The organism is Paenibacillus sp. J22R67 (assembly GCF_059692175.1).
This window is the reverse complement of sequence record NZ_JCAUAX010000015.1, coordinates 101931-116219: the sequence shown is the minus strand read 5'-3', so window position 1 is coordinate 116219 and position 14289 is coordinate 101931. Positions and strand designations below refer to the sequence as shown.

13 protein-coding genes are annotated in these 14289 nt (G+C 38.8%); 2 read left to right on the top strand and 11 right to left on the bottom strand.

Annotation, left to right across the window (positions count from 1 at the left end; genetic code table 11):
• Positions 1–155 precede the first annotated feature (155 nt).
• Both AC58VC_RS34175 and AC58VC_RS34170 read right to left on the bottom strand, forming a co-directional pair.
• Positions 156–2243: a GmrSD restriction endonuclease domain-containing protein gene (locus AC58VC_RS34175; RefSeq protein WP_497375770.1), complete on the bottom strand. Its 2088-nt coding sequence runs from the start codon at positions 2241–2243 to the stop codon at positions 156–158.
• Between the two features lie 367 nt (positions 2244–2610).
• Positions 2611–3222 carry a DUF7002 family protein gene (locus AC58VC_RS34170; RefSeq protein ID WP_497375768.1) on the bottom strand — a complete coding sequence of 204 codons (612 nt, stop codon included), beginning with the start codon at positions 3220–3222 and terminating at the stop codon, positions 2611–2613.
• A 140-nt stretch (positions 3223–3362) separates the two neighbouring features.
• On the opposite strand from AC58VC_RS34170, the gene AC58VC_RS34165 reads away from it, so the two are divergent.
• Positions 3363–3938, top strand: coding sequence for an SLATT domain-containing protein (locus AC58VC_RS34165; RefSeq protein ID WP_497375767.1), 576 nt, complete (start codon positions 3363–3365; stop codon positions 3936–3938).
• Positions 3939–3953: 15 nt separating this feature from the next.
• Positions 3954–5300 carry a nucleotide-binding domain-containing protein gene (locus AC58VC_RS34160; protein ID WP_497375765.1) on the top strand — a complete coding sequence of 449 codons (1347 nt, stop codon included), beginning with the start codon at positions 3954–3956 and terminating at the stop codon, positions 5298–5300.
• 86 nt (positions 5301–5386) lie between these two features.
• Here the strand turns inward: AC58VC_RS34160 and AC58VC_RS34155 are convergent, their stop codons facing one another.
• From AC58VC_RS34155 to AC58VC_RS34115, 9 genes are all read right to left on the bottom strand, one after another.
• A complete protein-coding gene (locus AC58VC_RS34155) occupies positions 5387–7279 on the bottom strand; it encodes a TnsD family transposase (RefSeq protein ID WP_497375763.1) in 1893 nt (630 codons plus the stop codon).
• Positions 7276–8910, bottom strand: a complete 1635-nt coding sequence (locus AC58VC_RS34150) for an ATP-binding protein (RefSeq protein ID WP_497375761.1) — start codon at positions 8908–8910, stop codon at positions 7276–7278. Before AC58VC_RS34150 ends, AC58VC_RS34155 begins: the two co-directional genes overlap by 4 nt.
• The gene (locus tag AC58VC_RS34145) at positions 8897–11053 is read right to left on the bottom strand and encodes a transposase (protein WP_497375759.1); all 2157 of its coding nucleotides are present in this window, start codon (positions 11051–11053) and stop codon (positions 8897–8899) included. The genes AC58VC_RS34150 and AC58VC_RS34145 overlap by 14 nt, the downstream gene beginning before the upstream one ends.
• Complete coding sequence (locus AC58VC_RS34140; RefSeq protein ID WP_497375757.1) at positions 11037–11888, bottom strand: TnsA endonuclease C-terminal domain-containing protein; 852 nt, start codon at positions 11886–11888, stop codon at positions 11037–11039. The genes AC58VC_RS34145 and AC58VC_RS34140 overlap by 17 nt, the downstream gene beginning before the upstream one ends.
• Before the next feature lie 123 nt (positions 11889–12011).
• Positions 12012–12581, bottom strand: coding sequence for a tyrosine-type recombinase/integrase (locus AC58VC_RS34135; RefSeq protein ID WP_497375755.1), 570 nt, complete (start codon positions 12579–12581; stop codon positions 12012–12014).
• Complete coding sequence (locus AC58VC_RS34130; protein WP_497375753.1) at positions 12578–12958, bottom strand: hypothetical protein; 381 nt, start codon at positions 12956–12958, stop codon at positions 12578–12580. The genes AC58VC_RS34135 and AC58VC_RS34130 overlap by 4 nt, the downstream gene beginning before the upstream one ends.
• Before the next feature lie 39 nt (positions 12959–12997).
• Positions 12998–13123, bottom strand: coding sequence for a hypothetical protein (locus AC58VC_RS34125; protein ID WP_497375751.1), 126 nt, complete (start codon positions 13121–13123; stop codon positions 12998–13000).
• Positions 13124–13427: 304 nt separating this feature from the next.
• The gene (locus AC58VC_RS34120; protein WP_497375749.1) at positions 13428–13823 is read right to left on the bottom strand and encodes a hypothetical protein; all 396 of its coding nucleotides are present in this window, start codon (positions 13821–13823) and stop codon (positions 13428–13430) included.
• A 112-nt stretch (positions 13824–13935) separates the two neighbouring features.
• The gene (locus AC58VC_RS34115; RefSeq protein ID WP_497375747.1) at positions 13936–14217 is read right to left on the bottom strand and encodes a four helix bundle protein; all 282 of its coding nucleotides are present in this window, start codon (positions 14215–14217) and stop codon (positions 13936–13938) included.
• Positions 14218–14289: the final 72 nt, after the last annotated feature.

Below are 14289 nucleotides of genomic sequence, written 5' to 3'. Positions count from 1 at the left end.
AGCCGAGGAAAACAGGAGTGGATACCTGAGTTTCGCTCGGCTGGTGAGACGACTATTTAGGCGTTGAGATGACTATTTAGGACTTGAGATGACTTTGAGAGATATTCACATAGTAGGGATTGGGTTAAAAGGGGAGAACAAGGGTTTACTTTACCTTATTCATCATCCCGATGATTTTCAAACGACTGTTTGATTAGGAACATAGTATACTCAACCTCATCAACTGACGAAACTCCAATTTCTACATCACCATTGCCCCATCGACCAAGTTTGCTCACATCCTTACAGATACCCTGCGGATCGTTTATTTCGTGGAAAGCCATATTTAAACTTAACCGAAGCTTACTTTTCTGTGGAACAATATCGACGAAGTTTGTTGTTGTCTTGAAAGCTATATATAGCTTTTTAAACTCCATTCGAACAGAACTATCCAAATTACAGATTCGCTTTGAAAGTTCCTCAAATAACTCCATCATTTCACCCTGCAACTCAGGATGATCTGCAATGGTATAATTGACATTTTCACTTCCAGTACCTCTTTTACTATATTTCGATAATACCTCATCTGAGATGTTTGGGTATTCCCAAACTTTTACTGCCTGGTCTGCAAGTGATTGAGCACGTTTCGTAATTTCAGCTTCATTCCAAACACCTAATTTACCAAGCCCTCTATTCAACCGTAAAGGACTGTCTGCAAAACCACCATCCATATCTCTCTTCTCAGTGAATGGCTTGTCGCTTAACTCAGAGTTGTAACGAGTCAGTGTTAAATTCCCAAGCTTATGTAAATATGTATTCTGAACCTCTTCCCAGTCTGTTCCGAGGTCTTGTCTCCATTCAGCCGATAAATTCGGGTTTTGTGGCATGATGTGCTCTATCGTGTAACTCTCGATGTCTACTATCTCTTTGCGATTGAAGTTCTCAAGCTTACGAAGTAAATAATTGCGGGTTCTGAAGTTGTACACATCTTTTACGGTTAATTCATTTATAAATTCTTCATTTTTAGGAAACCGTCGATGTGAATCTTTATTCAAGAACGCTACAATTGTACTCTCCAAGTAGTTCAATTTATTGATTTCTTTACTAATCGTTGCAAACGTCTTGTTCAACGAATTAGTTGGAACCCCACAAATCGCTCTGCGGAATACATATGCTTCAACCAACTTCAGAATCGAAATGAAATCTTCCTTCGATAACTTTTCTTGTACAAAGTCATCGTAGACCTCAAGTAAGAACGGATAAGATACATCTACTCTTAATGTATTTATATCCTCTAACACTTGATTGATTCCCTTATCTTTTTCAGTTTGAAATGCTAGACATACAAAGAATTTCGAGAAGCGATAAATATCCGCTACGATCTCATGAACGGATTGACCATCTTGCTGATATACGTAATCCTTGAATACCGAGTATACATCCTGAATATTTGGGATTTTCCCCGTTTTCACAGTTAAGTAATCACGCATGAAACGATCAAATATTGCCGAATCATTTAGATTGCCAAAACTACGCTCCATCGGATACCAACATTCGTTGTATAGATCAGTTTGTTCCTTTGGCTCCAGTCTCATTAAGACAAAGTTTCGAATTAAATCGGCTTGTGAAAGGTCAAGTCCTGTCGAGTTCAGACTTTCAAAAATCAATTGAGGGTTATCATGATCACGATCCAACGATATATCCACTACAATCAATTTTGAAATACCCTCATTGAGCTTATTCAAATCAATGCCACTGTTTTTAATGGATTCGAGGAAAAAGTTGAAATTCTCCATTACTCTCACTGAATATTCTTCAAGGAGTTTTTTATCTGAAACCAAGCTAATCAGCGTGTCCTTATCACTTTTCGTTAAGATGAGCTTGTGATAAAAATCTCCCTCTTCTTCATTGTTTACAAGATAGTAGTTCATAATTTTCTTCTTTGTAATATCCCAGGTTTGACCACTATCCTCTATGGCTTTCCCCAATGCAAGTAGGAATAATGTCAAAGTGGTCATGCGTTGTTGTCCATCGATGACGAGCAACTGAGGAACGGAAGAAATTTGATACAATCCACGCTCAATATAAACAATTGAGCCTACAAAGTGACCTTTCACTTTGTCATCTTCCGCCGCTCGTACAATATCATTCCAAAGTTGGCGACATTGATTAATAGTCCAGCTATATTTACGTTGATAAATAGGAATGATAAATTGCTTCGTGCCCTGTAAAAATTTAAGTAAGTTTGTCTCAACTGCCTTCACTTATATCATCTCCTCAACAATCGTATGCCTCATAAACTTATCTATAGTTTACGTCTTTTGATAATCCCTTCCAAGTAGAAGATAAATTAAAGTGACTGAGCACTCCCCCCTCCCATTAATCGTCTGCCTTGCCCCTCTATTTTCTATCCGTTTTTCATTTACGAAATACATGTGAATCTTATGACCTCCTCACAGAAATCTTATTTTTAATGTCTGATGCCTAAATGAACTGCATAAAAAAGCCGAGGAATACCAGGAAAGAACCTGATTTCCGATCGGCTCGTAACACGACTCTTTAGGCTTTGAGATAGCTTTGATTGCTAATCACGTAAGAACTGAATTTTATAGGGAAAGGGCATTACAGAATTCATTCTACACTCATTTCCATGTCCGAAAAATCAACTTCCCCTTCAACAAGTATTTCCCTTACCTTGGCATTTTTCTTGGATAAAGAGAAGTTACCGTTGTTGTATTCGATAAATATATCGATACTTTTATTGTAGGTCTTTCTCCTGAACATATCTGGATGTTCAGTTCTAATGGCTTCTTCATCTTTCTCCCTTAAAATCGGCTCATGCATTTGAAAAAAACTTCCAGAGTTATATTCACACAGACTCACTTTGCTTGAATATTTTCGAAGCAGTTCCTCTGTTAAAAATTTTAAACAAACATATTCCACATCTGAAGCTTGCATTTTCCCTTTACGTTGTAGATCGTTCCAAAAAAAGACGTAAGAGTCGAGTTTCACAAAAAAGCCATCCGCATCTCCCTCTATTCCCCATTCAGGAATGAATATTTGTTTATTCAGATAAACGCCGTCGTTCAAAAGAATCCTATCTTGAAATCTTCGTAAATAATCACTAATTTCCAAACCATGCATGCGTTTTAATGAATTTGAGGAAAAGAGCTTTTTATGCTCAAGTATACTTTCAATGTTTCTCCTATCAGTCAAATGATAGGAATATTTACTGAATACCACATTATTCCCCCTCAATATTTGAAACTGCCAATGATGAAATATTTCAGGTCTCTACTTTGGTTTACTTTGTTCTTCCAATGATATACAATTAAACAGGAACATTCATTCCCGTTCTAGCTATGTCCAATTAGGGGGAGACCATGAATAAAAACTATTTATTACGTAGCTTAGCCGAGAATGGCTACAACGTTTTATTCGGTGCTAAGAAACATTTTGCTACATTCGATATAGTAGAGAAGATACCTGGTGTCTTCGCCACTTTCAGCTTACTTATTGGGGTATGGCAAATTTACAGACCAAGCTTTACATACAATAGTGAGATTTCTTTGATCCTAATCTTTCTAAGCATCATTGCATTAACTATAAGCCTTTACAATTCAGAAAAGGAAAGGTATAGAGAAATCGGAACACAGTTAACCGTAATTCACAATAAACTTCGTACCCTCTATTATAGAGTGAAATTATCCCAAGAAGAAACCTTTCAATCAGAGGAAGTGGAAATGGAACGTTTATTAGAAGAATATTATCGAATCAACATTTCCAAACAAATTCTTTTGAGTGATTGGTATGCCCATTATAAATTTTTCTTTCAAGCACAGCATGAATGGATTAATGAACAAAAGTCCTTTACATGGAGAGATAAGGTGCCCGTCTCCTTTAGATTTACAGTTGCCCTTTTGATCATAGTAATTATTATTGCATCAATACTTTTTTAAGATTGGGGATGTTTCATGTTATCTCAGGCATTTTCTGATTTTGCAAATTCATTAGAGATAGATAATACAGAAGAAATTGATAAAAGAGTTGGGAGAATAACGAAAAGGCTTAATGAAGCTTATTGGGAATCAGAAAGCAACGAGGACCATCGCTATGTTGTTGGCTCTTTAGGAAGGACAACTGCTGTCAAGGGTGTAAGTGACTTAGACTTGTTGTTCGTGTTGCCTAAAGAACTAAAGCAACAATATGACAATCGTGAGGGAAATATACAATCCCAACTTCTCCAAGATATAAAAAAAGAAATCAAAAAAACATACCCAAATACTATAGTACGTGGCGACGGACAAGTTGTGGTTGTTACTTTTACTAGCGTTAATTTTATAGCTGAAGTTTGTCCAGCATTTGAACGGTCAGATGGAGCATTTGACTATCCTGATTCAAACGATGGTGGTTCATGGAAAAGAACCGACCCATTACCAGAACTTGATGAAAGCATTAAGACCATCAATGATACTAATAATAATTATCGGTATATTTGCAATATGATTCGTGCTTGGAAAAACAGTAGCGGCTTTAAATTTGGTGGACTCCTCATTGACACTTTGGTATATCGCTTTCTCGAAGAATATGATGATTATAAAGAAGCTACATTTGAGAACTATCTCCAACTCTTTAAAGACCTATTTTATTTCTTAAAAACACGTAATAAAGAACAAAAGTATTGGTTTGCTTTGGGAAGTAATCAAAAAGTATATAACAAAAAAGGTACTTTTGTGAGTAGAGCAACAAGAGCTTACAATAAAATTGAGGGACTTACTGAAGAAAGTGAAGATCTTTATGAAATACTACAGGAAATATTTGGAGATATATTTCCTGCACCTGAAGCCTCGACCGAAAGCATTGTTGCAAAACGTGCTGAGTTCAGCTCAAATGTTAGCCAGACGGAGGAGTTTATTGAAAATTTATTCCCTATCGACATTCGCTTTAACTTAAAGATTGATTGTGATGTAACCCAGGATGGTTGGAGACCGCATAAACTACGATATATGCTCAAAGACAGACTCCCCTTATTCGCAAGTAAGAATTTACATTTCTATATTGAAGAAAACGAATTTGAGGACTATATCCATAATCAAATAGACAAGCCCTCGTACGATATTTACTGGAAAGTTTTAAATCGAGGTGAAGAGGCAAGGAGACGTAACTGCATCAGAGGTCAAATTGTTCGAGATAAGGCTAATGGAAATAAGTATGAAAAGACATCATTCAGAGGCGAACATATCGTCGAATGCTACATCGTTTATAATGGAACTGTTATCGCTAAGGATCGTATAAAGGTTCCTATATCGACAAATGTTTGAGACTAAGATCTAAAGACCATTTCTTCTTCATAAGAAAATAAGAAAAAAATCATTACCGCAGTCTCACCACACCGAAACTGCGGTTTTTACGTGTTATTATTTATACTTTCCATCAGCTCGGCTATAATGCCATCCCTATCCTTTTTAAATGAATCATCCAAACTTAGCATTATATGATCGATTGATGCATTTATCATTTCAGGACGAACTCCTGCCTTACGCAATACATCCCATTTGGAATAGTGTCTTCCTTCCCGCTTCAGTTCTTCAATTGCCCATTTGATTCTCCGCCATCGATACTGTTCGTTGTTCTCAACCACGACTTTTAAATAAGACTTTGATAAGGGTAATTTATCAAGATACTTATCCAGTAGATTTTTATGATCGATCTCATGACCGATCGAGCTTTTGCTAATTTGTTTCGGTTTCCCCCTCTTTGATTGAATAACGATGATTGCGTCTTTGATTTTCTCAACAATCTCTTGGTCACGACTTTCCCAGTTAACCCGTGGCTTTGATGCAACTCTCTTGATTACCTTTGATGGCGATTCCTCTTCAAGCCAAACTCGATCTGAACGATACAACCTATTAAAAAGTGTAGGATTAAATTCTCTCAACTCTGTTCTGGACATTAACGGATACTTCTTTTGCAAATCCTTCCACAACACACGATCCTCTGCTCGTTGCTGTTCTTGTTCTAACTGCGCCCCCTCTTCCTGCCCATCTTTCGCTATATATTTTTTAACTGTCTGTAGACTTACACCAAGCCGTCTACCAATCGCTTTCAAACTCATTCCCGAATCGGCTAACCGTTTACATTCCTCTACCCATGTCATCCCAAATTGCTTGACCCTTATTTTTTTTACGTCTTCACCAGCACGAAGGGTGTAGATAAACCCACACGAGCAATGATATGTGCCAATAGCTAATTTGTCCTTCACGGTCAAAGCAACCTCATTAACAACAAATTTTTCATAATGATCTGCGGCAGGATTCAAACACTGCCATGGTCCAGAACCGAATGGCTTGTATAGATCATTATGTAAAAGCACTTCATCTGGATCAGAGTTTAGAAATTGCAAAAATAATAGATGACGGACAGGATGGAATGTCCTCTGATGCTTCCTGGTCAACTGCTTTAGCCAATTGTTTTTTGTATGGATTCCTGACTGCAAACGTTCAAGAAAACCCACACCAAAATAAGAAATAAAATCCCGACAAAGCCGATCTTGATCAACTTTATGCCCTAGTACACTCGAATACCCTAGCTCTTTTAGCTTATTCCAGTAAAATTGTTCAAACCAATCAAACGCTCGATATGGATACTTGTTGCGTAGAAGCATCTTTGCACTTTCGCTAAGCAGTTGGTATTTCACAATATCGCTCGATTGTGTTTCCTTGGCAAAACAATTAAGAGGACTATTCCATTCGTCCGCCGCTATAAACTTATATTTGTTTTCCCCGTGTATATGGATTTCACTATCTATAAGATGAATTCCATGCTCAACACACACATCTAATCCAGGAATCTGATGCATCCTGTGCCAATAACGTTCACCATAGATCTCGATGTCACGGGACAGGCACTCCCTGCAATATCGAATCCAATTATACCGCCTTACTGAACTTCCCATCACACCAAGCCGAGAATAAACTTCATTTCCAAATCCATCAACCATCGATTTATATACCGCCTTCGCTTGGTCAGGGGGCAAAAATGCCGAATAAAAGGGAAACAACGTGTGTTCCCTAATCAACTGTTCTTCTGTAATTTGAGAAGTAATCGGCAGTCTCTCGATTAATCCCCCAATTTTAGAAGGGAGATCCACGGAAGCCGTAATATGCTTGTTTCCAAATATATGTTGCAACATATTACGGTGATTCGGCTCACCTGACCACTTTTTATATCTACCAATCATTGAATAGAGTAACTCGTCTGGATAAGGGGTAGGGAAAAATATCATCATTTTCTGTTTCACCCTGTATATTCAAAGTCATTTCTTACTACTCCTGCCTTCTTAAAAGACTCGTATGCAGATAGTCCCTCTTTCGAACCGACACTTACAATCGTTCGTAGATCGTCTGCTGTCTCTTTAGGACTACCTTGGCTTTTCTCAATTGGGGTACTTCCTTCGTTCATCCAAAGCAAATATGTCGATTGAACAAGTTTGTCTACTTCAATAATCCCAGGCTGTTGCCTTATTGCTTTGCTAATGTACTCATTAGCTTGTTTTTCTGATAGCCCCAACACTTGAAGGCGTATACCTGCATTTTCTTTGAGGTTGTGTGCTTGTTTTTGTCTGAGTTCAGAATGCTTTTGAGTCTCCTTGATGAATGTTTGTACATTGATTTGCGACTGCTCTTTATTTATTAACTCTGAAACATCAGGCATAACGATGTCCTGGTAATTAAGCAATTCCGTTGTTCGTCCCCTGCGAAGCGCAACAATCATGGGTCTGATAAGTTTTAGCTGTTCATTGGCAATTTTACGAACAAATGCTCCTGAAATCGTTTCTTTACCAGACGTAATTGCCTTTACCTGTATCATCATCCAAAGCTTAATAACAACATCGGGAATTCCTTGAGTCTCATCATAAAAAATGGAGGAGATTTCATCAGTTAGTTCGATTGGTTTTCGAATCCATTGATACTTCCAGATTCCACTCAGAAATAAGTCCCACGTGGCATCTTTCTGTAACCGATCCCAAAAAAAGTTGCCGTGCCCACTGAAATTTCTTCGTGCTTGCCGAAACTCGGATTGCAACACGCCTAGCGACTTTGGCGTACCTACCAAGATAATTGGGATATTTGCCGTATTAATGAGTGTTGTAAAAAAGTTTAGAACTGCGGAACTTCCTCCACTTTTAGACATGCTCAAATGCTGGATTTCATCGATAATCAAAATTCCCAATCCTAGATTTTGAAGCAAGTTTGAGATAATCGGTATCATGATATTGGTGGATTTATGTCCACTTCCATACTTCTCCATGTAATTCGTCCCTAGCAAAGCATCAATGATAAGAAAGAATTGCAAACAAAGTGCCTTCAAACTGCCATCATATGGAGCCTCAATCCTCAAATGTGTAAGTTGGTATCTCGGAAAGTCCATTCCCCTGTATTTCGAATGAACGATGACCTGTTGAGTGAGAGAAAGGATTTTTGACAGGGAACTGGTCTTGCCAGACCCCGAAATGCCAATCAGGGTCAAAGATTTAGAAGTTGAGTTTTGAAGGGGAGTACCGATAGGACTTCCCCCTTGTTCCTTGAGATTTTCTGCTCTCCATCTAACGTAATTTTGGGAAAATGGATTCCGATCCACATATCCGTTTCGAAGCATGGTTGAGATTGCTTGTTCAAGCTGAATGTGTTCATGAGTCGGTTGGAAGTATTGAAACAACCTTCGGAGTAGGTGAACACGCATATGTGGATCCAACAATCGCTCATTCGGTTCAAATGCAGGGTAATATGCTAACTGCTCGATCACCTGTTTCGGCGACAGGATAGGAGGCAGGCACTCGATAAATGGATTCCCTCCATAATCCTTAATGGGTTGTTCTTTGTATTGCGCCACTGCCGCCTCTGTTCCATTGGGCAAACTAATGATTTCCATGTAACCCCTCCTGCTGTAACTGTTTAAATAGATCTAAATAGTGAGGTGTTTCATCTTCATTTTCTTGCTCGTTTGATCCAGCGGGGGAAGTAATCGGTTGTTGAACTCCTGCCAAAACAACACGTTCCTGCTCTCGGTTCCTTTCTTTTTCTTGCCGCCTATTCTCCCGAATATCTCTTAACCTTTTGGCATTCGATTGAGGAACTAATTCCACTTTTGTTTTTTCAACTGCTTCACTCACGATCTCTTCAATTTCCGCCGCTAAGGATATTCGTTGTCCCAATTCCTGATCATGAAGCCTCACTTTATCTTGTCGTTCTTCGTCCAACAAGTATTGAACATCTTCTGTAGACTTGCCTCTATATCGAGATTGTGAATCTAACAAGTAACAAACATCATAATCCCTCTGCCCTAACCGTACATAGATCTCATTTACATTGCGAGGATCATAAGAAATGTCTACTTTGAATGTCTTGTTCCTTGCCCGAACAAACCATTTTTCTTTAAGGGCTGTTTCACAACTGTACAGCATACCCCGCCACTTGATTCCTTTCCCGCTTACTACTGCCTGTTCAGAAGGAAGCATATTAAATCGAAGCACGTCATGTGATACTCGCCGAAGTTTGCCCGACTTGTGTTGAATACCGTAGTTCCAAAGATTAATCGGAATAGGCACTACATTTTCAGCAATTTGGTTTTCATCTCGTATGTAATCAGCCATGTGGTGATGTTTATTATAGTGAAGCACACATTTAATGAGGATCTTCGTCACATCCGCTAAAGTCAAGCTTGCATAAAGTCGTCTGTCCTTCACACCTCGATCGTTTGAATCTTTATAAACCGCACCTGGCATAAAAGGTTTTACGTGACTTTGAATCACGCCGAAAAAACGTTCTACCAGCGGCTTCCAGTCGGGACGGAATGGGGGCGTGTTCTTTACTGCAATCTGGAGATGTTCAATCATGGACAATACCTTGGAGGATAACATTTCCCCTCGATCTGCTAAAATGGATTCTGGAATCACATCTGATATTGGCCAATCCTCCATCCGAATCTCAATTCCAAAACGATTACAGAACTCCACCTTATCCTCGGATGAGTTCAATAACGCCATCATGGCTCCGCCTGCCCAACTTGGAGACTCCAACGCCACATGTAATCCCACAATGAGATGGCTGTATCCATCAACCACCAGGTAGCAAATCGGTCTACCTAATATTTTGTCTCTTGAAAATTCCGAAACGATGTGAACATCAAGAACAGTGGCATCGATTTGATAAACCGCCGCTGGAGCGTAGACATCTTGTTGGGTTGACCCTAGTACTGGTCTGTGTTGCTGTTGGAACTTTCGTACCCCTTCCCGTCTCAATACTTCTCGTTTCGGATCTCTCCACTTATTGAACCAGTATCGGAATTGTCCAAATGTAGGGACTGCCGCTCCTGCCTCAACAATCGTCATCACAGTTCCGTTCTCTGTGATTTGTTCGACAGAAAAATAATCCTTGATCATCTGTTCATATGCCCATCGCAATGATGGTCGGTTGGGCTTGGTGGTGTAATAATACTTGTCCAGTGCGATGCGAAAAAATCGTTTCACTTCGTCCGAGATTACCAATTCTGTATACAAGGAAGTGTACTTGCTACGACGACCCACTTTCTTATGTAGTGTTCTTTCTTGACTAGCTCCGCCACAGGATTCGTAATCCGATAAAAGTGCGTAGTGATTTTTCCCACGCTTCCAATAACGTTTGAGATATTTAGCAATAGTCGATGAATGTAAGCCCGTTTGTTCGGATGCGGCTTGAATCATTTTTGCACGTTCAATCGTTAAGAATATATTAGGTTCAAATCCATTGATTGCTATCAGATCGATGATTTCCTTGGCTTGATTCCATCGCTTTAGTTCCTTTTCATGCATTGTTTCAAGATCAAAAAAACGAAACCACGGATCTGTTTCTTCTATTATATATGTACCTTCTCTGCTACCCTCTTCAATGTCCAACACTGGTCTTGCATAGGGGTAACAGTTGTTGAAGACATTCACTACGAAGCAGGTTTCTCTATCGGAGCTAATCCATACAATTCGCTCGATTTGTGCTGGATCATCCGCATACCGATACAACGTATTAACCGCCAATAGCATGCTTGCTTCCTCCTCTCCTATGTTCATGAACAATAACCTTTAATTCCGATGGAGTCCTCTCCAAATTCATCTCCAAGTCCAAGTTGATTTGTATCCTTCGGCTGGCAATCAGGTGACGGAAAATGAGCAGTCCCGTCCCGACTTCAGCTCGCATTTGCCGATCAAAAGAATTCAGAATAGAACTCAGGGAATTATCCGTTGCCGAAATGCAGTCAAACAGTTGTTCCGCATACTGAATCGTTTCATGCTTCGCCAATCCAAATTCCTCTAGGTTCAAAGCAGGCAACACCCATTCAATGTTCTTACTACGTTGAACAGGAATTTCGTTCGAGGTGACGATGCCAAAATCCACATTACGGGATTTCCAGTATAACCGTTGTAATTCTAGCCGTTCAATTGTTGCCTTCTTTTCCAACTCTGCCGCATCTTTTAATGTGCGGGCAAATTGATACTCCTTCCCCTGATCATTAATCGCTGTCACTAGAAATGTTGTAAGCATGACATGAGGGATGCCTGTCTGTTTGTCGCTCAATCGCTTTACTAAGTTCTCATCGAACTGATCATGAATAGTCTGCATGTGTAATAGCGGATACTGCTCATTGATGTCGATCACCGATTCACTCCATTCAAGTAGATAAAAATATCTGAGTTGGGTGTCGGTAAGTAAATGAACAATTCGGTTTACTTTATTCGAGAATATTCTTGTCGATCTGCCACGGCTAGGAATATCCGAAACTGTTAACCAGGGACGATATAGCTCTCCTCTCCCTTGTCCTCTCCCTTCAGCAAGGAACCTTTTTAATTTAGCTTCAGTCCAATCCGAATTTCCTGCCATTTCTATTCCTCCGTTGCCCAAAAAACGAAAAACGCCATTAGAAATCTGACAGGCATTATTCTCCGTTTTTTTTAACGTGAATTATACCCGCCATCATCTAATGGCACTTTCTATTTATACATTTTATAAGTTTACCTGAAAATAGATGTCATCCAAGTCTTCTTGGAGTAAACCTAAGTACCTTTTGGTCTCAGCAATACTTCGATGATTCAAAGCTATTGAGATTAAATCTAACGCTATCCCTGATTTAAAAGCAAAAAAACCCCAGGTCTTACGCATTCCATGTGATCCAAATTTTTCCACAATTCCACACATGTCACAGGCACTATCCAAAATACGATGGGCCTGCTGTCTCGTTATTGGCTTGTTGTCTCCTTCACGACTTCGAAACAGGAACACTTCAGGATCGATCATATCATTTTCACTTGCATATTCTTTTATCGCTTTAGAAAGGTTAGGTGTGATCGGAAATCGTTTATATTTGCCTGTCTTTTGCTCATTAACTTCAATGTACTCTGTTGGCTTTTTATGTTTCCAAATATGTTTGACTTTTAGCGATAATATATCTGAAATACGTAACGCAGATGATATTCCTATTTGAAACATCAGGTAATTTCTCAAACTCTTTGATTTTAAATAACTCTTTACAAGCTCAATTTGTCTCTTTTCTCTGAGGGGGTAAACCATCTTCATGATTCATCTTCCCTTTTAGACTCCAGACGATCTTTTTTATTAAAATCAAAATTTCTTCCGTGATTATCACTGAAAACAATAGCAGTCGGTCTACCACCATTAACAACGTATACCTCGCACCAACTATTAAGTATATGCCCCGCAACCCATCTCTCTTTAATGTTGTAAACAATCTCCCCAGTCTTAACAATCCACTTTTTCAGTTCTTCGTTAACATCATCATTGAAATGCGACATCACATCAAACTTATATGAAAAACCATCAACAGCAATTTGTAGCAAATTATATTCTCTATCGTTTTTCATTGCTTTCAAGAAGTCAGCACCTTTGACAATAAGGCTTGGACTATCAAAATAATAATCAAAATCAACCTTCATCGTTTTGCACCTCCTTCTTTCCTGTAGAATATCAAAAGTTCATACTGGAGCGTCTTGAAAAAGACAACGAATATGTTCTTCCCGCTCATGATACTGACGAACGATATTAGGATCTTCGGATAGTCGTTTCAACTTACGAGCGGCTTCCGCAATTACTGGGTCCATGGCATATATTTTCTCCAACAATTTTTCGTGTTCCGACTTTTCTTTTCCTTGATCGTCGATTGGAACCACTACCTATTTACAAAATTTATTAATGTTACATAATTATCATAACAGGACCATTATGTAAAACTCAAGTGTTTTGCAATTTCCATCACGATAGAAATCCCTTTTAATATGCGAATCACAATGTTACATAACAATGTTAAGTAACATTGAAAACAAACTCGACCGAAATTCTTATTATATGCTTTACGGAATATAAAAAAAGAGCTTGAGATATTATCCAAGCCCCTCTTCAATATAGTTAAAACCCAGTGAGTCCATCCAATGCTATTTGATTAGTCTTTGAACACTCTATATAAATTTTCCAATACTCGTCGACAACCCAGCCTTCTCTAAAAAATCTGGAAGCATAAAAGAACGTTGCTAGATCAATACAAAGAGACATCTTCTCACTTTCAGGCACTTCCACCGCTGGATCGGGATTCTTTACCTTTTCCAACCTTTCAAGAATTTTTTCCTTCAATCTTTCATCTGCTACTTTGTTCTGTTCTTCGGTTAGCTCTTCATGTTCTGTAAACCATTCTCCAACTACTAGCTTTCCTTTTTGGAGATTATAATAAGCCATCGCCGAAAGACTTCTTCCTGGAATGTTTCCATTAATAAATCTCCCAATCTTTGATAAAAACGTATCTTCCATTTTCTTCATCTCCCCAAATAAAATACTACCATTACAAATTTACCTTAATTTACCTGCGGTATCAATAGATAAATTGACTTTAGTAGTATACATATAAACAGTGGGCGACTTACTACATAATTGTATGTTCTGTAGAGAGTCCTTCCTTTTCAAAATCTGCGAAGCCGCATTCCTCCGTTTCGAGAAATCTTGATAGATATAGTTGAGCGTTTGCTTCACTTACGTTTCCGCTAATTGATGTCGCCGCTCTCCAGATTTGATCACCCAACACCTCTTTTTCCCACCACGGCAGTGCATCATGGATTGCCTTCACTCGGTCAATCAGCTCCAAGCTCTTCTGATAGACGTTCAACGTCCGAACATCTCTGTCTATGATATTCCTAATTTTTTTCACCACTTCTTCCCCCTTTCGCATTCATCTGTATACTCTTATTTTATTTCGATTCCACAATTGATAATAGCCAAT

Bases quoted from the DNA above. Each gene is read 5' to 3' on its own strand.
- AC58VC_RS34165 (WP_497375767.1), top strand. From the start codon at position 3,363: ATGAATAAAAACTATTTATTACGTAGCTTAGCCGAGAATGGCTACAAC.
- AC58VC_RS34160 (WP_497375765.1), top strand. From the start codon at position 3,954: ATGTTATCTCAGGCATTTTCTGATTTTGCAAATTCATTAGAGATAGAT.
- AC58VC_RS34150 (WP_497375761.1), bottom strand. From the start codon at position 8,910: ATGGAAATCATTAGTTTGCCCAATGGAACAGAGGCGGCAGTGGCGCAA.
- AC58VC_RS34145 (WP_497375759.1), bottom strand. From the start codon at position 11,053: ATGCTATTGGCGGTTAATACGTTGTATCGGTATGCGGATGATCCAGCA.
- AC58VC_RS34140 (WP_497375757.1), bottom strand. From the start codon at position 11,888: ATGGCAGGAAATTCGGATTGGACTGAAGCTAAATTAAAAAGGTTCCTT.
- AC58VC_RS34135 (WP_497375755.1), bottom strand. From the start codon at position 12,581: ATGAAGATGGTTTACCCCCTCAGAGAAAAGAGACAAATTGAGCTTGTA.
- AC58VC_RS34130 (WP_497375753.1), bottom strand. From the start codon at position 12,958: ATGAAGGTTGATTTTGATTATTATTTTGATAGTCCAAGCCTTATTGTC.
- AC58VC_RS34125 (WP_497375751.1), bottom strand. From the start codon at position 13,123: ATGGACCCAGTAATTGCGGAAGCCGCTCGTAAGTTGAAACGACTATCC.
- AC58VC_RS34120 (WP_497375749.1), bottom strand. From the start codon at position 13,823: ATGGAAGATACGTTTTTATCAAAGATTGGGAGATTTATTAATGGAAAC.